We start from the raw sequence: 17,763 nt of genomic DNA, 5'->3' as shown, positions 1-17,763 counted from the left end.
ATTAACATTAGTGCATAAATACCGTTTTTAACGATATTTTAACAGTAATATCTGGTAATTGACCGATCGAATTTCAGCTAAAGAAACGCGCGAATTTTACCCGCGTTTTCCGGCTAGTAAATACAGAACAGCCATCCGAACGGCAACGCCATTCTCCACCTGATCCAAAATAATGGAGTGCGAGCTATCGGCCACATCAGATGTAATCTCTACACCACGGTTTATTGGCCCCGGGTGCATGATGATAATCTCTTTGTCTAAGCTATCTAAGATCTGCTTGTTCAAACCATACAACATAGAATATTCACGTAGTGATGGGAAGTAAGCTATGTCTTGGCGCTCCAATTGGATGCGCAGCATATTAGCTACATCACACCAGTTCAGTGCCTTCATTAGATCGCGCTCTACCTTCACACCCAGTGCACTGATGTATTTAGGAATTAAGGTTGTCGGGCCGCACACCATGACTTCCGCACCTTGCTTTTGCAGGCACAAAATATTGGACAAAGCCACACGTGAATGCAATACATCGCCGATAATAGCGACTTTCTTGCCAGCCAAATCTCCTAATCGCTCGCGAATGGAGAACGAATCCAACAAGGCTTGCGTCGGGTGCTCATGCGCGCCATCACCGGCATTGACGATTTGCGCATCGATGTGGCGACTCAAAAATACGCCTGCACCAGCGTATGGATGCCGCATTACAATCATGTCGACTTTCATCGCCAGAATATTATTAACGGTATCAATCAGCGTTTCGCCCTTACTTACAGATGAAGAAGAAGCTGCAAAATTGATAGTATCCGCAGAAAGGCGTTTCTCGGCCAATTCGAACGATAATCTGGTGCGGGTAGAGTTTTCGAAGAATACATTGGCGATGGTGATATCCCGTAAAGAGGGAACTTTCTTAATCGGCCGATTCAATACATCCTTGAAATTGGAAGCCGTATCGAATATCAATTGTATATCTTGTTCGTTAAGATCTTTTATACCTAATAGGTGACGTGTACTGAGTTGTTCTGTGCTTGACATGTGCTATATGGATCTGTATTCTCTTTATTTGTCTTCTGTAATAAGGACGATGCTATCTTCCTGATCCGTCTCCTGCCAACTTACGATTACCTTCTGCGCATCGATAGAATCTACTTGCATACCAATATAATCTGGTTCGATTGGCAACTGGCGCGAAAATCGGCGATCGACTAAGACCATGAGTTCAATCTTTTTTGGGCGGCCAAAAGTTTGGATAGCATCCATGGCGGAGCGTATCGTACGGCCTGTCCATAGTACATCATCGACAAAGACGACGACTTTATCATCAACCAAAAATTCGATATCGGTACGACTTGCCTGCAAAGGGCTAGAGCCCTTCATGCGAAAATCGTCGCGGTGAAAGGTAATGTCCAACGCACCGGTCTGTACATCTGCACCCGAAATATTTTTGATTTCTTGGCGAAGTCGGTTCGCCATATATGGTCCTCTTGGTTGTACTCCAATGATAACGGTGTCACTAAAATCACCGTGGTTTTCGATGAGCTGTTGACACAAACGTTTGAGCGTAATCTCAAACTTAGGCCCGTTTAATAGCAAAGATTGTTTCATATGTATATGCGCGTCTTGCACCGCGAGATGTGCGCCTACTAGGATCGCGTGATATCACGACTAATGGGCATCCTATACGCGGATTTGTTTAGGCAAACTTAGCCATTTTTTTGAAAAGACCGTATGGTCTTATGGTATACAAAAACAGCTTCGGTAAGGAAGCTGTTTATTCTATTTCTAATATAATTACTAATCGACGTTGTCGTGCAAAAATGAATTGTTCGGTCTGATTTCTGTTTCACCGCTATCAAATGATAGAGTAAAACGAGATACTTGCGATTGTGAAGAGTGTGGCACATCGTCCAATGATTTTTGCTTTCTCTTATAAGCCGGTTCATTCTCCATCTCCTGCAATCCATTCGTCGAGCGCAACTTCATGCTCAACTCCTTCAAGCGTAGAATACGCTCTTTGGTTTTCATCAATTGATCTTCGAAATTAGCTTCTTCCACTTTAGCATCTTCTAAGGCAGATGGCGCGGTGATCGTATTACTAGGCGCTGTATAGTTATTCGTTGCCTGCTGGTAAGCAGGTTGTGCTGGCTCTTGTGCGCCCAATGTTTGTGGCTGTTGGTACGAATCAAAAACCGTAGGTACTTTGAATTCAAACATCGATGGTGACGTTTTTAGTTCAAAACCATGATTATCTTGTGGCTCTTGCTCTTCTACTTCAGGCTCGCTTAGATCCAATGTATGACGCACTACCTGTGCTTCATTTTCTGGACCTGTACGTGGATGTTGTGGAGATACCGAAGGTTGACTTACCGGTGCAGATGCAAATGATCTGCTGGTCGGGTTAGCCGTAAATAGATCCGTTTGTTGGATCGATTGCTCTAATTCCGTATGCGCTACACCGACCGGTTTAATAACAGGTTCTGCGTAGTTATTCTTATCCGCAAACTGGTTTTGAGAAACCGGCTTCACAAATACAGACTTCGCCTCTTCTGGTGTTAGCCGATGCGCGATCTTTTCTTTTTCTTTATCCTTTACCCGTTCTTCGGTAGTCTGAAAGCCGGTTGCGATGATGGTGACAGAAAGATCGTCGCCCATGTTTTCATCAATACAATTACCCCAGATTAGATCTGCGGATAAACCTGCTTTTTCCTGAATATAGTCCGTGATAATAGATACTTCATCCATTGTCACTTCTTTAGATCCCGAAGTAATATTTAATAAGATATAACGTGCCCCTTCGATTTCATTATCTTTCAATAATGGAGATGCCAACGCACCGGTAACGGCTTGTAGTGCGCGTTCGTCGCCGCTCGCTACTGCATTACCCATGATCGCTACACCACTATCATTCATTACGGTACGCACATCTTTAAAATCGACGTTTACGTAACCTGGTATTGTGATTATTTCTGCAATACCTTTAGCTGCGGTTGTCAGTATATCATCCGCTTTCGCGAATGCAGCAGTCATCGTTAGGTTGCCAAAGATTTCGCGTAGTCTGTCATTAGAAATCACTAAATAAGAATCGACGTATTTACGCAATTCGCCCAATCCTTCTTCTGCTTGTGACTTACGTCGCTTTCCTTCAAAAGTAAATGGTGTTGTGATTATAGCCACAGTCAAGATACCCATTTCTTTGGCTGCCTTTGCCAACACGGGACTTGCGCCCGTACCAGTACCACCACCCATACCAGCTGTAATAAACAACATTTTGGTATTGGTACCCAACATACGTTTGATATCTTCGATACTTTCTATCGCAGAATTTTCGCCCACATCAGGATCTGCTCCTGCACCCATACCTTCCGTCAAGCTTGCGCCCAACTGGACTTTATTGGGAATTGGACTCAACTCCAATGCTTGTGCATCCGTATTACATATGATAAAATCTACCCCACTAATCCCAGCTTTATACATGTGGTTTACGGCATTACCACCACCGCCACCTACACCAACAACTTTGATGATAGACGACTGCTCTTTTAACATTTCAAATTGTATCGACATATCTTATACCTATTATTCTTTAAATCAACCTATTGCAACGATGAATTCTACCCTATAATTCTAACGTAATATTAACAAATTATCCACAAGAGTTTTCCACAATTGTCAATTTGTGGAAAAAACAGACGGTTGTTGATAAATTACTTTTTCCCGATAAAGGTATCATTGTCAATATCCTCACCATCAGTAATCCAATTCCCCAAAATTCGAGTCAACCAACCTTCCCTTCTTCCTTGATCGCTAGCGATATCACTCACTTTTATACTAGATTTCGCACGGGCACCACTGCCCACTTTAGCTTCTTTTTCCTGTTCTCTTTTCTCGCCTTCTTCGATCTCTTGGATTCCTTTGATTAATAGACCAATACCCGTTGCATACAATGGACTTTTCAATTCATCAAACGCTTGCTTGTTCAGCATATCCGTTTTCGCCAAGTATTCGTTGGGATAGCCAATGCGACAATCGATACCCGTTACGTACTCCACTAACTGTACCAAATGCTTCAGTTGTGCACCACCACCGGTAATCACAATACCTGCAATCAGCCTATCTTCGTAACCAGATGCTTTGATCTCGTAATGTACATGCTCGATAATCTCTTCCATCCGCGCTTGGATAATGTACGCCAAATTTTTGACGGAGATTTCTTTGGCTTCGCGGCCACGAATACCAGGCACACAGATCACCTCGTTCTCTTTATTTTCGTCTGCTAATGCAGAACCATAACGCACTTTCAGTTGCTCTGCTTGATTGCGCAATACAGAACATCCTTGGCGAATATCTTCGGTCACAATATTGCCTCCTAATGGAATAACCGCCGTATGACGAATAATACCTTCGTGGAAGATAGCCACATCGGTGGTACCACCACCAATATCTACCAATACTACACCAGCCGTTTTTTCCTCTTCATCTAACACAGCTTCTGATGATGCCAATGGCTCAAGGATTAATTCAGACACTTCCAAATCAGAATTATCGACACAACGCTTGATATTTTTGATATCCGTAACGCGGCCAGAGATAATATGGAAGTTGGCTTCTACACGACGACCTGCCATTCCGATCGGCTCTTTAATACCTGGTTCGTTGTCGATCGTAAATTCTTGGGGAAGCACATGGATAATTTCTTCACCCGGAGGCAACACCAATTTGTACATATCAGAGATCAGGCGTTGCACGTCTTCGCGTCCGATTTCATCATCGTCGTTGCGCGTCACAATACCGCGATGTTGTATACTTTTGATATGCTGACCAGCGATCCCTACGCTTACCACTTTGATATCAACGTTCGATTGCCCTTCGGCGATCGAAACCGCTTCGCGAATGCTGTCTACTGTCTTCTGGATATTAGCCACTACGCCGCGACTAACTCCAGCAGATTCGGCTTTGCCGACGCCCAGTAATTCGACCTTCGAGTTGCCACTGCGACGCCCCACCGTGACGCAGATCTTGGTCGTTCCAATGTCCAACCCAACGACGATTGGATTTTCTTTTTCGAGTTCTGTAGATTTTGGTTTCATATGCTGTGTATTTGCTGTGTTATTCTTCGGTATTAATTATGCATTTTCATTTGTAGACTGTCGATAAACCAATCTCCATATCGTTCGCAGATAATCTGATCGGCATATTTGACATTCACTTTGCTGTATGCTTCGGTGCCTACCCGCGGCAAGATCTTTTGATAGAAGATCTCCAATCGGCGCAATTTATCATCCAAATCTTGAGCATTGCCTAAGATTAAGTCTTGATCACCTACGCGCGGCACCAACTCAATGTCGCCTGTATCATTCACATAGAGTTGGACCACCTGATTGCGCCACAATTCGCTTTTACTAATATGACGCGCGATGGCGATCAGATCTTCTACCACGGTCGATTCTACGACTTCTAAAGGCTTGCCGAATGATTCGCGAATGTTGCCATTCGCGACAATTGTATGTGGCACATATTTCAACGTAGTTGGGATTTTCTTGCCTTCGGTATCTACATAAAATTCTTGTCCGACGCGATTGATGACGCGAAGCAATATGGCACGCTGCTGCACCGACACCTTCATCACGCCATTGATATCGACATGGATATCAGCATTGGAGACATAAGGCAACGCTTTCAACGATGCTTCTATTTTTTGTAATGGAATATCAAGTAGTTGCCTACCCACGACCGCACCATATTCATTCTCTATCATGGCCGAAATATCCGCCTGATCGATAAAAGTTTCCTTTCCTTCTACCATGATTTGCAATGCCGTGCACGATTGTGCAGCATCCTTTTTGGCTACTAGCCCCATCAGCAAGATGACGCCCACGAAAGCTGCCAACCCGAGTGTTATCGAGCCGATCAAGCGCCATGGTATATTTTTGAGCCAATTAAGCATTTGTCAATAGTTGTTTTAATGGTTTCACCAGTCGGTCAATATCTCCTGCTCCTACTGTTACAATCAATTCTGGACGCTCCGCTGCTACTTTTTCCAACACCTGCTCTGCCGTCATGATATGTTTATCCTCCAGAGCAATTTTATCGAGCAGCCATTGAGAATTTACGCCCTCAATCGGCTTCTCGCGCGCTGGATAGATCTCCATCAAATACAGCGTATCGGCTAACCCAAGCACTTCGGCGAATCCGTCAATAAAGTCTCGCGTACGCGTGAATAAATGTGGTTGAAAGATCACTGTCAATTTCTTTTCTGGATACAGCTTGCGCATAGAAGTCAGGAAAGCGCGCAGCTCTTCCGGATGGTGAGCATAGTCATCTATGTACACGGCATCTTCTTGTCTTACGATATATTCGAAACGTCTTTTTACTCCCTGAAATGAACCTAAAGCAGCGATGATTTTATCGCCGCTAATGCCTAGCAAATTTGCGACCGTAATTGCTGAGACCGCATTTTCAATATTATGTAATCCCGGAATTCCTAATCGAATATCTTTTAAGGTCAAAATATCCGCGTGATAATCGAAATAGAACTCGCCATCTTTGATCTGAATGTTGTCGGCATATGCATCTGCGACATCTTCTTTTGCATAAGATATATCACCCGAAAATGGCAATCCCTTCTTGACGATCGTAATCCCGTCAGCTACCACACGATCCAAAAACAACTCAAACGACTCGACAAGCTGCGCCGCATCTCCGTAAATATCGAGGTGATCCGCATCCGCAGAAGTCACAATCGCTATATTAGGATGTAGCGTCAAGAAAGAACGATCAAATTCATCCGCCTCCACGACTACCGTATTGTTATCTCCGTATAATACATTGCTTTTGTAATTGGTACTGATACCACCCAAAAATGCCGAACAGTCGTAACCCGAATCTTTCAATACATGCGCGATCATGGTCGACGTGGTGGTTTTGCCATGTGTGCCCGCTACCGCAATGGTAAACCGACTCGCACTAATGAAACCCAATACCTGCGAACGTTTGTACAAGGTAAAGCCACGTTCGATTAACGTATTTTTCAGTGCCAAATCGGCTGGCACAGCTGGCGTAAAAATGATGAGTGTATCTTCATTTGGAGTAGCCAAATGATCGGGCAATTCGCGAACATCATCCTGATAGTTAACCACAATACCTTCTTCGACCAAGGCTTTGGTCAGTTCAGTTTCGGTCTTATCATATCCGGATACCACACAACCTAAATGTTGGAAATAGCGCGCCAAACCACTCATGCCGATGCCGCCAATGCCAAGTAAATAAACTGTTCTAATTTGGTCGATATTCATACCCTTATTTTATCATTTTTAAAACCTCTTGCGCAATCACCACACCGGCATCAAGCAAGGCCATCTTTTGTATACGCTCGCCCAATTCGTATGCTGTTGCTTCATCCTCAATCAATCGAATCAATTCATCGATCAAATGTATCCGCGCCGTCAGATCACTCACCATAATCGCGGCTTTGTGCTCTGATAAGGCCAACGCATTTTTAGTTTGGTGATCATCCGATACATTAGGCGATGGCACCAAAATAACCGGCTTGCCGATTACTGCTAATTCTGATATAGTACCAGCTCCCGCCCTAGCTATTACAAAATCTGCCGCAGCGTACGCATAATCCATGCGCTCCAAAAATGGCATGAGCTTCACGTTATCCGTTAGCTTATCTTTCCATTCTTCCGACAATTCCTCATAGTAATAACTACCACACTGCCAGATAATTTGTATATTCTTGTCCAGTAGCCGATCTAAACCTTCGGCCACACAATCATTCAATGTTTTCGCGCCAAGACTACCTCCCGTAATCAATACGGTTTTCTTGTTCATATCCAGTGCAAAGGCATGAATAGCTTCTTCGCGTTTACCTTCGATCTTTACCGACGAAAGACGAATGGGATTGCCTGTAACCATGATTTTTTCTGCTGGAAAAAATCGCTCCATATTATCGTATGCTACACAAATACGTTGGGCATTTTTGCCTAATCGCTTATTGGTCAATCCGGCGTAGGAATTCTGTTCCTGAATCAATGTCGGTATGCCCATCATATTGGCCATCTGAAGCAAAGGGCCAGAAGCATAACCACCGACACCGACTGCCGCCTGCGCGCCAAATTCGCGAATGATTTGCCGAGCTTTCCACATACTAGCGATTAATCGAAACGGCAGCACCAGATTCTTCCACATCGATTGCCGATTGAAGCCTTGAATATCCAAGCCCACAATTTCATATCCTGCGGCAGGCACACGCTCCATTTCCATTTTACCATTCGCACCCACAAACAAGATCTCTATGCCGGGCTGCAATTGCCGAAGGGCATTTGCAATAGCAATTGCCGGAAAGATATGTCCTCCCGTACCGCCACCGCTTATGATCACTTTGTTTGTCATGTTCACTATTTTCAATTATATACTGCCGACCACCACACGACGTGGTTTTACGACATCATTTAATTCTTCTTTACCTTTTAATTCTTCCACATTACGACTTACACTAAGAATAATCCCCAGAGCCACGCTCGTAAATAATATGGACGTACCACCCATACTCACTAGCGGTAATGGAACTCCTGTAACCGGACCTAAACCTACGGCAACCGCCATATTGGCTAGTGCCTGAATCGTCAGACTGAAACCCAATCCTGCGGCTAAAAAAGCGCCGAAAGCCCGAGGACTCAAAGTCACGATACGGATAATGCGGTACATCAATGCGAGGTATAAGGTCAATAAGAAGAAACCACCTACGGTACCGTATTCTTCGATGATGATCGCGAAGATAAAGTCAGAATACGGGTGTGGCAGCACATTGCGTTGCACACTATTTCCCCATCCTTTACCAAAAAATCCACCCGTCGCGATCGCAATTTTTGAATTGTTCGCTTGGAAATTTTTATCTTCTTGAAATGGTACTGCACCGCTTCCGCCAATCACTTCCTCCGTATGAAAAAATCCTTCGATCCGACTCATGTACGTCGCACGACGTGGACCTAAGAAAGCAACCAGCATCAATAAAATACCACATCCAATACATACAATTGTAATCTGCTTGAAAGAGATCCGACCAATTAATAACAGCAACACGCTGACGCCAAACAGCATTACCGCAGTCGACATATTCGCTACAGCAATGAGTACAAACACCGCACATACGGCACCCATAATCGGTACAAAAGATTTCTTAACATCCTTAATCTCTTCTTGCTTGCGCGACAACATCCGTGCGAGGAAAGTAATCAAGGCCAACTTCGCTAAATCGGAGGTTTGGAAAGACTGATTAATGACAGGGATCGTCAACCAACGATTAGCCTGATTAATAGAATCACCAAATAGTAATGTTGCCAGCAATAGTGGTATCGTGATAATCATCAACATCTTGGAAATACCCGCATAATATCGGTAATCCAATTTGTGTGATAAGTACATCAATACCAATCCTACAGCGATAATCGCAAAATGCTTAAACAGATATAATTCGGTACCCTTGCCCTCTTTGTAGGCCAATGTACCTACCGAGCTATATACCGCCAACAAAGACCAGCCAGACAGGATAAGTACAATTATCCAGATCCACTTGTCTCCTTTGAGTTTTGAAAAAATCTGTTCTATAGTCATAATCTATTATTCTATCGGTTCTTTACAGCGCCATTACCGATTCTTTGAACTGATCTCCACGATCTTCGTAATTTTTAAACCAGTCGAAACTTGCGCAAGCAGGAGACAACAATACGGTATCGCCTTTTTTCGCAATATGCGAAGCGATTTCTACGGCATCCCCCATCGAAGCGCTATTTACGATAACATCTGTATCCGATTCAAATGCTTCGTGAATACGACCATTGTGTTTACCAATACAGATGATCGCTTTTACTTTGCTTTTTACCAGATCACGCAGCATGTCGTAATCATTTCCTTTATCTACACCACCCATAATCAATACGATATCTGGCGAGAAACTTTCTAAAGCATACCACACAGAATTGACGTTAGTCGCTTTGGAGTCGTTGATATAAGTAACGCCACCAATACACGCCACGTGCTCCAAACGATGTGCGATATTGACATACGATTGCATGCTTTCTTTCATCACGGTATTCCGCAGTTGCTGCGCTTTAGCGGCTAATCCAGCAGCAGAATTGTTATATACATTATGCTTGCCTTGGAGTGATAGTTCTTCAATATTCATCGTAAATGGTTCCCGTTTAGGTATGTTAATAATCAAGTTCTTTTGTTCGTCTATATAAGCGCCCTGCTCAAGTGCGGTATGCGCTTGCGTAAATGGCAAGGACATCGCGGGCGAATGATGCCGCCTCAATCCTTTGGTAATCTCTTCGTCGTCGGCGCAGTAAATAAAATAATCCGCCTCCTGTTGATTTTGAATGATGCGGAACTTCGAATCCACATATTTATTCATATCATAGTTGTAGCGATCCAAATGATCTGGCGTAATGTTGAGCAGGATCGCGATATGCGCACGAAAATGATGCATATCATCTAGCATAAAACTAGAAAGCTCCAGCACATAGATATCACGTTGCTCGCGTGCTACTTGCAAAGCAAAGCTTTGTCCGATATTGCCCGCCACCCCCACATTCACTCCCGCATGGCGAAAGATTTCGTACGTCAGCATGGTGGTGGTCGATTTACCATTCGATCCGGTGATGCAGCATAGCGTTGCATCGGTATATTGTGCCGCAAACTCAATTTCCGAAATCACCGGAATACTAGTTTTGCGTAATTGTTGCATCAGCGGCGCTGTCTCTGGAATACCTGGACTTTTGATCACCAAATCTGCATTCAGAATCTGCTCTACGGTATGTTGACCTTCTTCAAAGGCGATTGTTTCTTGCGTTAGCGTAGCTTTGAATTGATCTGCCAGCAACGCCATATCGGATACAAACACGTCAAAGCCCTTATCCTTCGCGAGGATAGCAGCACCCACACCACTCTCACCGCCACCTAAGATGACGACACGACCGGCCTGCGGGTAATGATTATGTTCGATATTTGACATCTATCTTATTTTTAAAGTAACGATGGTCAAAATGGCCAACATGATGGATACAATAACAAAGCGCGTCACGATCTTCGATTCGTGGTAACCCTTCTTTTGATAATGGTGATGCAACGGCGACATCAAGAAGATACGTCGGCCTTCACCAAATCTCTTTCTCGTGTATTTGAAGTACGACACTTGCATGATGACTGAAAGATTTTCGATCAAAAACACGCCACACAGTATCGGAATCAATAGTTCTTTGCGGATAAGAATGGCAAATGCCGCAATAATACCGCCAATTGTCAAACTTCCCGTATCGCCCATAAATACCTGTGCTGGATACGCATTGTACCAAAGAAATCCAGTACATGCTCCGATAAAAGCACCCGCAAAAATCACGAGCTCACCACTATTTGGGATATACATGATATTCAGATATTCCGAGAAGATCACATTACCAGAAACATAGGCGAGAATCGCCAACGTAATTCCCATAATAGCCGATGTACCGGTGGCTAAGCCATCAATACCATCAGTGATATTCGCTCCATTGGACACCGCGGTTACGATAAATACAATTACGAGCAAGGTCATGCAGAAAGTAATCCATGTACCCGAAATCCCCATAAAACTCAATGACTTCGCGTAATCAAACTCATTATTTTTGTAAAAAGGAATATTCGTTTTGCTAGACTTTACGTCTTCGACGTATGTTTTCTCGCCAGTAGATGGATTAATCACAACTGCCACGGCCACCGAAGAGGATGGATTGGTCACCTGCTCGCGTACCACAATGCTCGGATGAAAATACATCGTGACAGCAATAAAAACACCTAAACCGATCTGCCCAATCACTTTAAAGCGACCAGCAAGTCCTTCTTTATTTTTACGGAAAACTTTGATATAGTCATCCAAGAAACCGATCGCTCCCATCCACAGGGTGGTGATAATCATGATTAAAACATAGATATTATCGAGCTTAGCAAACAGTAACGTAGGAATTAAGATACCCGCGATGATGATCAAACCACCCATCGTCGGAGTTCCTTGCTTTTGCTTCTCGCCTTCCAGACCTAAGTCGCGCACCGTTTCGCCCACCTGCTTGCGGTGCAACAAACGAATTAGTCGGCTACCGAATACGGTGGTAATGATCAACGAGACAATTACCGCCATGGCTGTACGGAATGAGATATACTGGAACAATCCTGCTCCAGGAATGTGCATATGCTCGTTTAACCAGGTAAATAAATAATACAACATCCCTCTTATTGCTCGTTAAATGCGTTTGCCAATTGTTCTTTATCATCAAAATGGTGTTTCACACCATGGATATCTTGATATTTTTCATGTCCTTTGCCCGCCACCACAATGATATCTCCTGGCTGCGCCAGATGACATGCTGCGCGAATAGCTTCTTTGCGATCCGAAATACTGAATACGCCTTTGCGTCTGTCGGCCGGAATACCAGCTTCCATTTCTCGAATAATCTGCAAAGGATCCTCGCTTCGCGGATTATCAGAAGTTAGGATCACGGTATCACTTTTCAGCGCGGCAACCTTGGCCATTTTAGGTCTTTTTGTCTTGTCGCGATCGCCACCACATCCAATCACAGTGATGATCTGTTGTCCAGCTTGGCGCAAGCCTGCTACGGTTTCTAACACATTTTCAACCGCATCAGGTGTATGCGCGTAATCGACAATGCCGATGTGCCCTTGCGGCGAATGAATAGCTTCAAATCTTCCTTCTGCTCCCACAATGTTGCTAATCGCAGTCAACACTTTCATAGTTTCTTGTTCAAGCAAAATCGCAGCACCATATACCGCTAATAAGTTATACGCATTAAAATGCCCCACCAATTTTACCCATACATCCTGCCCATCAAGGTGAAGCAACATCCCATCAAAATGGCTCTCTACAATGCGCATTTTGAAATCGGCCAAACCTTTTAAGGCGTATGTTTTCTGGTATGCGACTGTATTTTGCAACATCACCGCGCCATTGCGATCATCTCCATTGCTTAGTGCAAATGCATCCCGATCTAGATCGTCAAAGAATTTCTTCTTTGCTTTGATATAGTTGTCAAAAGTTTCGTGGAAATCTAGGTGATCGTGTGTAATGTTGGTGAAAATACCACCCGCAAAACGCAGACCTGCAATACGTTGCTGTACAACGGCATGCGAACTCACTTCCATAAAACAATAGTCACATCCTTCGTTGACCATTTCGCGCAACAATTTGTTGAGAGAGATCGGATCTAACGTGGTGTGCGTAGTCGGTATGATACGGCCAGAAATGCGATTTTCTACCGTAGATAATAGCCCCACTTGATAGCTCAATCCAATAAATAGATTGTACAATAACGTAGCTACCGTGGTCTTTCCATTCGTACCTGTTACACCAACCAATTTTAATTGATGCGACGGATTATCATAGTAATTGGCAGCGACCAAACCCAAGACGTAAGATGAATCATCCACCAAGATATAGGTGATGTCTTCCAATATGTCTGCTGGCCATTCTTCGACCAATAATGCACGCGCGCCCAAGTCAATCGCTTTTTGCAAGTACAAATGGCCATCAGTATGGGTTCCACGTACCGCGATAAACAAATTGTTATCAACCACTGCGCGCGAATCAAAACACAGGCCTGTCACCTCGATGTCGAGTTGGCCTTTATATTCCTTTACGGGAACAGCATGAAGTAGATCTTTCAATATCATACAATCCTGTGTTTAATTCAGTTCTAATAAAACCTTTGATCCTGCGGTCAGCTTCTGTCCGGCCAATAAAGACTGAGACACTACGCGTCCTTTTCCTTGTACCGAAGTTTTGAAGCCGGCATTTTCCATGGCATAGATGGCATCCATCAATCCCATCCCCAACACACTCGGCACCACGCCTTCTTTGAATTCTGTCTCCGTGAAGACATTGCTACTACGTTGCGCGCTATCTTTTACTGGCCGCGTTAGTGCCGACCAGTCGTTTACTTGCAATCCCATCCATGCATATACTTTGGCAGATGCTTCTTTGGAACCCACCAAGGTATGTGGCGTTTTATCACCTTTACTATTCACGGTTCTGGTTTCAAATTTCTGATGCAAACTCAAATCGTTGGCATATACCATATCGGCCAATTCCTTGAATACCGGACCAGCAACAGAACCACCATAGTACCCATTCCGCGGATTGCGGATCACCACAATCATGCTGTACTTCGGCTTTTCTGCCGGGAAATAACCTGCAAAAGAAGATTGATAGCGCCGTGCTCCATATCCTCTCGATCCATCTGCCATCTGCGCTGTACCCGTCTTACCGGCCGCATTATATAGCGGACTGCGCAAGCGTTTTCCAGTACCATTGGTCATTACGCTGCGCATCATGCCTTGCATTTTGTCAATCGCTTCTTCCGACGCAATCTGTTTGTTGATCACACGCGCTTCAAAACGTTCTACGGTATTTCCCAGATTACGAATCTCTTTTACAAAAAGCGGAGCGATCATCTTGCCATCATTCGCTACTGCGTTGTACAGCGTCAATGTTTGCAATGGTGTGAGCTTAAGCTCATAACCGTAAGCCATCTGGATAAGCGACAATTTGCTCCATGATCTGCTTTCTGGTGTCTTCACCCAAGGATCGCCCTCACCCGGAATCTGTAAACCCAAAGGTTTGTGTAGACCCCAACTATGCAGCTTATTGATGAATTTGCTCGGATTATTGCCATAATGCGTGTGGATCATTTTCGTCACCGCCACGTTAGAGGATTCTTCAAAAGCTTCTTGTACACTGACGCGAGATTTCTTTGGTGCATGCGAATCGCGGATAGTATGCGACGGCACTTTGTACGTACCATTACCAATATCGATCACCGTTGTCGTATCCACATAACCATCATCCAACGCAGCCAAATACGATGCTAGCTTGAAAGTAGAACCTGGATCTGCACCTTGTGCAATCGCGTAGTTAAATTTCTCGCGGTATACACCATCGGTATCTTTGGTGAAGTTCGCAATAGCACGGATTTCGCCGGTTGCTACTTCCATCAGGATCACGCATCCATTATCGGCGTTACTTTGGATCAATTGCTTTTCCAACGCACGTTGGGCCATATCTTGCATGTTCACATCAATGGTCGCGATAATATCCGAACCATCTACTGGTGCAATTTCTACTTCTCGACTCACCGGCACCCAAACGCCACCAGCGATGCGCTGCATCATTTGCATACCACTTTTTCCTTCGATATAATCACCAAAAGCACCTTCCAATCCTACACGATACTCGTCGTTGCGATAGCCAATGGTCCGCGCGGCCAAATTGGTAAAAGGTAATATGCGTTTGTTTTCCTGGACAGCGATCAAACCACCTGAAAAACGACTACGCCCTTCCTTAAATGTTTTCAGCAACGGAAAGGTCTTCAGCTCTTTCAGATCTTGATGCGATACATTTCTTTTTAATAGCATATAGCGCTGTCCTTTTGCACGCGCTTCTTTCAGTTGCGTCAAATATTGACGAGCCGATTTATCTCCAAAAAATTGGGAAAGCCGTGCCGCCAAAGAATCTACTCGGGACTGAAATACTTCGCTATTCTCTTCCGGGATTGCCATCGCATCAAAGCGAATGGTGTATTCGGGTACGGAAGTCGCCAGTAAACTGCCATCATTAGAATAAATATTGCCACGTGCCGCTTCTACTACCCGCTCTTTTATGGTAAGTGAATCCGCAATTGTCTGCCACTTATCGCCATCTACATATTGTACATGCAGCAGCTTGCCAAACACCAATAGGGCGCCAAACACCATTAGCCCGAAGGCTAGGTACACACGAATCAAGATGGACTTTCTGATATTCATGGTAAATGCGTTTTACGCTCCCTATTTATTTTTTGTTACTACTTCTATTTTTATCGGCGGTTCGGTACGTTCGGTTAGCCCCAAGGTATCTGCGCGCTTTGCTATTTCTGTCTGCGTCGTCAGCTTCATCAATTCTGCATGAAGCGACTTATAATCCCAGCCTAGCTCTTTCACATCTTTGCCCAGCCGGTCAATTCTACGCACCGTATTCTCTGCCAAATGCCGGTTTGAGATGTATAGTAAGCCCAGCAACGCAATAAAAGCGACGAATGGCAGATTTTTAGTAACTAAATAAGTGGAAAGCGGATTTGCCGAAAAAATCGAACGGAGGAAATTTTGGGTCTCTTCAACCTTTTCCTCTAGTTCATCAGACATTTCCTCTTGAACCTCTTCACTTAGCTCGCCATTTTTAATGCTGTTTCTGGCCATCTGCTTAATCCCTTTCTACCCGTTGTGCGATGCGCAATTTGGCGCTTCGAGCTCGGTTATTTTGCTGCACTTCCTCATCCGTTGCCGAGATTGCTTTTCGGCTAATGACTTGAAAAGGCTTGATCTCGTTTCCAAAAAAATCCTTTTCCACTTCTCCTCTAAACTTGCCTTTGGCTATAAAATTCTTCACCAAACGATCCTCTAAAGAATGGTACGACATCACCACCAGTCGGCCTTCATTTTTAAGCACAGGCACCGTTTGTTCTAAAAACTCCTGCAATGCTTCCAACTCTTTATTCACCTCAATACGCAAGGCTTGAAAGACTTGCGCATGGTATTTATGTTCTTTCCCTCGTGGCACCAGCGATTTGATCACTTCTTTTAATTGCGTCACCGACGTAACAGATTTGGTCAAACGTGCTGTTGCAATTGTTTTGGCTAATGATTTAGCGTTTTGAATCTCGCCGTACATACCAAATATGCGGTGCAACTCTTCCTCCGCGTAGTTGTTGAGAATCTGTGTGGCATCTAAATCAGATACCTGATCCATGCGCATATCTAGATTCGCTTCGTAGCGAATAGAGAAACCGCGCTCTGCATCATCAAACTGATGCGAAGAAACACCTAGGTCCGCCAAAATGCCGTCCACTTGGCGCACTCCTTCTAGTCGTAAACTATTTTTCAAAAACTTGAAATTTTGATGCACCAAGCGAAACCTAGAATCGTCAATCGCGTTTTGAAGCGCATCGGGATCTTGATCGAAGGCGAATAAACGCCCTTCTGGCCCGAGGTGTCTCAGTATTTCTCTGGAATGTCCGCCGCCGCCAAAAGTAACATCCACGTAAACACCATTAGGTTTTATATTTAGCGCTGCTATACATTCTTGCAGCATCACAGGCACATGATATACTAGATTACTCATTTTCTAGGTCTCCTATATCTAATCCACCCATTACTTTTTCACCTAAAGTGGCAAAATCATCTTCACTCATCTCTCCCAACGTCTCCAGGTAAACAGATTTGGACCAAACTTCTATACGATCAAACTGGCAAGCCAACATCAGCTCACCGCTGATCTCGGCATATTCCATCAAGCTTTTAGGAAGCAGTACCCGATTCGCTGAATCCAGCGTCAATTCGGTAGCACCACTCATAAACTTCCTAATGAAATTCCTGTTTTCCGCTTTAAACTTATTCAAACGCGATAGCTGCTTCATCATCTTAGACCATTCTGAACGGGGGTATATCACCAAGTTTTTTTCGAAACCACGGTTCACGATAAGCCCCTCTTGCTCAATACTAGGTATCTGTTTTTTGAGCAACGCAGGGACTACCATTCTACCTTTGGCATCCAACTTACATGTATATTCTCCTGTTAGTTCGGTCATATAGCTAATCAGCCTATTCGAAATCAAATGTAAAATTATACACTTTCTCCCACTTTACAACACTTTGCCCCACTAAAAAGTTTTCCACAGTGCTCATATT

At 44.1% G+C, this 17,763-nt stretch carries 15 protein-coding genes; all 15 read right to left on the bottom strand.

The window, feature by feature from the left end:
• Positions 1-96 precede the first annotated feature (96 nt).
• Positions 97-1,032 (bottom strand): aspartate carbamoyltransferase catalytic subunit, encoded by a 936-nt coding sequence (locus AC3IRT_RS04315; RefSeq protein ID WP_489395208.1) that lies wholly within the window; start codon positions 1,030-1,032, stop codon positions 97-99.
• A gap of 24 nt (positions 1,033-1,056) precedes the next feature.
• Entirely contained in the window at positions 1,057-1,602 is a 546-nt protein-coding gene (pyrR, locus tag AC3IRT_RS04310) for a bifunctional pyr operon transcriptional regulator/uracil phosphoribosyltransferase PyrR (protein WP_489395207.1), read from the bottom strand.
• 189 nt (positions 1,603-1,791) lie between these two features.
• Positions 1,792-3,561 (bottom strand): cell division protein FtsZ, encoded by a 1,770-nt coding sequence (ftsZ, locus tag AC3IRT_RS04305; protein ID WP_489395206.1) that lies wholly within the window; start codon positions 3,559-3,561, stop codon positions 1,792-1,794.
• Between the two features lie 140 nt (positions 3,562-3,701).
• Positions 3,702-5,084 carry a cell division protein FtsA gene (gene ftsA, locus AC3IRT_RS04300; protein WP_489395205.1) on the bottom strand — a complete coding sequence of 461 codons (1,383 nt, stop codon included), beginning with the start codon at positions 5,082-5,084 and terminating at the stop codon, positions 3,702-3,704.
• Between the two features lie 32 nt (positions 5,085-5,116).
• Positions 5,117-5,941, bottom strand: a complete 825-nt coding sequence (locus tag AC3IRT_RS04295; protein WP_489395204.1) for a cell division protein FtsQ/DivIB — start codon at positions 5,939-5,941, stop codon at positions 5,117-5,119.
• Positions 5,934-7,289 (bottom strand): UDP-N-acetylmuramate--L-alanine ligase, encoded by a 1,356-nt coding sequence (gene murC, locus AC3IRT_RS04290; RefSeq protein WP_489395203.1) that lies wholly within the window; start codon positions 7,287-7,289, stop codon positions 5,934-5,936. The genes AC3IRT_RS04295 and murC overlap by 8 nt, the downstream gene beginning before the upstream one ends.
• A gap of 4 nt (positions 7,290-7,293) precedes the next feature.
• On the bottom strand, positions 7,294-8,391 hold the full coding sequence (murG, locus tag AC3IRT_RS04285; protein ID WP_489395202.1) for an undecaprenyldiphospho-muramoylpentapeptide beta-N-acetylglucosaminyltransferase: 1,098 nt from the start codon (positions 8,389-8,391) through the stop codon (positions 7,294-7,296).
• 15 nt (positions 8,392-8,406) lie between these two features.
• Positions 8,407-9,612, bottom strand: coding sequence for an FtsW/RodA/SpoVE family cell cycle protein (locus AC3IRT_RS04280; protein WP_489395201.1), 1,206 nt, complete (start codon positions 9,610-9,612; stop codon positions 8,407-8,409).
• A gap of 22 nt (positions 9,613-9,634) precedes the next feature.
• Positions 9,635-11,011: a UDP-N-acetylmuramoyl-L-alanine--D-glutamate ligase gene (gene murD / locus AC3IRT_RS04275; protein ID WP_489395200.1), complete on the bottom strand. Its 1,377-nt coding sequence runs from the start codon at positions 11,009-11,011 to the stop codon at positions 9,635-9,637.
• Positions 11,012-12,256, bottom strand: a complete 1,245-nt coding sequence (mraY, locus tag AC3IRT_RS04270; protein ID WP_489395199.1) for a phospho-N-acetylmuramoyl-pentapeptide-transferase — start codon at positions 12,254-12,256, stop codon at positions 11,012-11,014.
• Between the two features lie 5 nt (positions 12,257-12,261).
• Entirely contained in the window at positions 12,262-13,716 is a 1,455-nt protein-coding gene (locus AC3IRT_RS04265) for a UDP-N-acetylmuramoyl-L-alanyl-D-glutamate--2,6-diaminopimelate ligase (protein ID WP_489395198.1), read from the bottom strand.
• 12 nt (positions 13,717-13,728) lie between these two features.
• Complete coding sequence (locus AC3IRT_RS04260) at positions 13,729-15,846, bottom strand: penicillin-binding protein (protein WP_489395197.1); 2,118 nt, start codon at positions 15,844-15,846, stop codon at positions 13,729-13,731.
• 21 nt (positions 15,847-15,867) lie between these two features.
• Entirely contained in the window at positions 15,868-16,275 is a 408-nt protein-coding gene (locus AC3IRT_RS04255; protein ID WP_489395196.1) for an FtsL-like putative cell division protein, read from the bottom strand.
• Positions 16,276-16,279: 4 nt separating this feature from the next.
• Positions 16,280-17,197 (bottom strand): 16S rRNA (cytosine(1402)-N(4))-methyltransferase RsmH, encoded by a 918-nt coding sequence (rsmH, locus tag AC3IRT_RS04250; RefSeq protein WP_489395195.1) that lies wholly within the window; start codon positions 17,195-17,197, stop codon positions 16,280-16,282.
• Positions 17,190-17,663, bottom strand: a complete 474-nt coding sequence (mraZ, locus tag AC3IRT_RS04245; RefSeq protein WP_489395194.1) for a division/cell wall cluster transcriptional repressor MraZ — start codon at positions 17,661-17,663, stop codon at positions 17,190-17,192. The genes rsmH and mraZ overlap by 8 nt, the downstream gene beginning before the upstream one ends.
• Positions 17,664-17,763 lie beyond the last annotated feature (100 nt).

It is taken from the genome of Sphingobacterium sp. KH_072 (genome assembly GCF_057837975.1).
This window is presented reverse-complemented; position numbering and strand designations above follow the sequence as displayed.

Excerpts from the sequence above, each read along its gene's own strand:
- AC3IRT_RS04315 (WP_489395208.1), bottom strand. The coding sequence starts at position 1,032 with ATGTCAAGCACAGAACAACTCAGTACACGTCACCTATTAGGTATAAAA.
- pyrR (WP_489395207.1), bottom strand. The coding sequence starts at position 1,602 with ATGAAACAATCTTTGCTATTAAACGGGCCTAAGTTTGAGATTACGCTC.
- ftsZ (WP_489395206.1), bottom strand. The coding sequence starts at position 3,561 with ATGTCGATACAATTTGAAATGTTAAAAGAGCAGTCGTCTATCATCAAA.
- ftsA (WP_489395205.1), bottom strand. The coding sequence starts at position 5,084 with ATGAAACCAAAATCTACAGAACTCGAAAAAGAAAATCCAATCGTCGTT.
- AC3IRT_RS04295 (WP_489395204.1), bottom strand. The coding sequence starts at position 5,941 with ATGCTTAATTGGCTCAAAAATATACCATGGCGCTTGATCGGCTCGATA.
- murC (WP_489395203.1), bottom strand. The coding sequence starts at position 7,289 with ATGAATATCGACCAAATTAGAACAGTTTATTTACTTGGCATTGGCGGC.
- murG (WP_489395202.1), bottom strand. The coding sequence starts at position 8,391 with ATGACAAACAAAGTGATCATAAGCGGTGGCGGTACGGGAGGACATATC.
- AC3IRT_RS04280 (WP_489395201.1), bottom strand. The coding sequence starts at position 9,612 with ATGACTATAGAACAGATTTTTTCAAAACTCAAAGGAGACAAGTGGATC.
- murD (WP_489395200.1), bottom strand. The coding sequence starts at position 11,011 with ATGTCAAATATCGAACATAATCATTACCCGCAGGCCGGTCGTGTCGTC.
- mraY (WP_489395199.1), bottom strand. The coding sequence starts at position 12,256 with ATGTTGTATTATTTATTTACCTGGTTAAACGAGCATATGCACATTCCT.
- AC3IRT_RS04265 (WP_489395198.1), bottom strand. The coding sequence starts at position 13,716 with ATGATATTGAAAGATCTACTTCATGCTGTTCCCGTAAAGGAATATAAA.
- AC3IRT_RS04260 (WP_489395197.1), bottom strand. The coding sequence starts at position 15,846 with ATGAATATCAGAAAGTCCATCTTGATTCGTGTGTACCTAGCCTTCGGG.
- AC3IRT_RS04255 (WP_489395196.1), bottom strand. The coding sequence starts at position 16,275 with ATGGCCAGAAACAGCATTAAAAATGGCGAGCTAAGTGAAGAGGTTCAA.
- rsmH (WP_489395195.1), bottom strand. The coding sequence starts at position 17,197 with ATGAGTAATCTAGTATATCATGTGCCTGTGATGCTGCAAGAATGTATA.
- mraZ (WP_489395194.1), bottom strand. The coding sequence starts at position 17,663 with ATGACCGAACTAACAGGAGAATATACATGTAAGTTGGATGCCAAAGGT.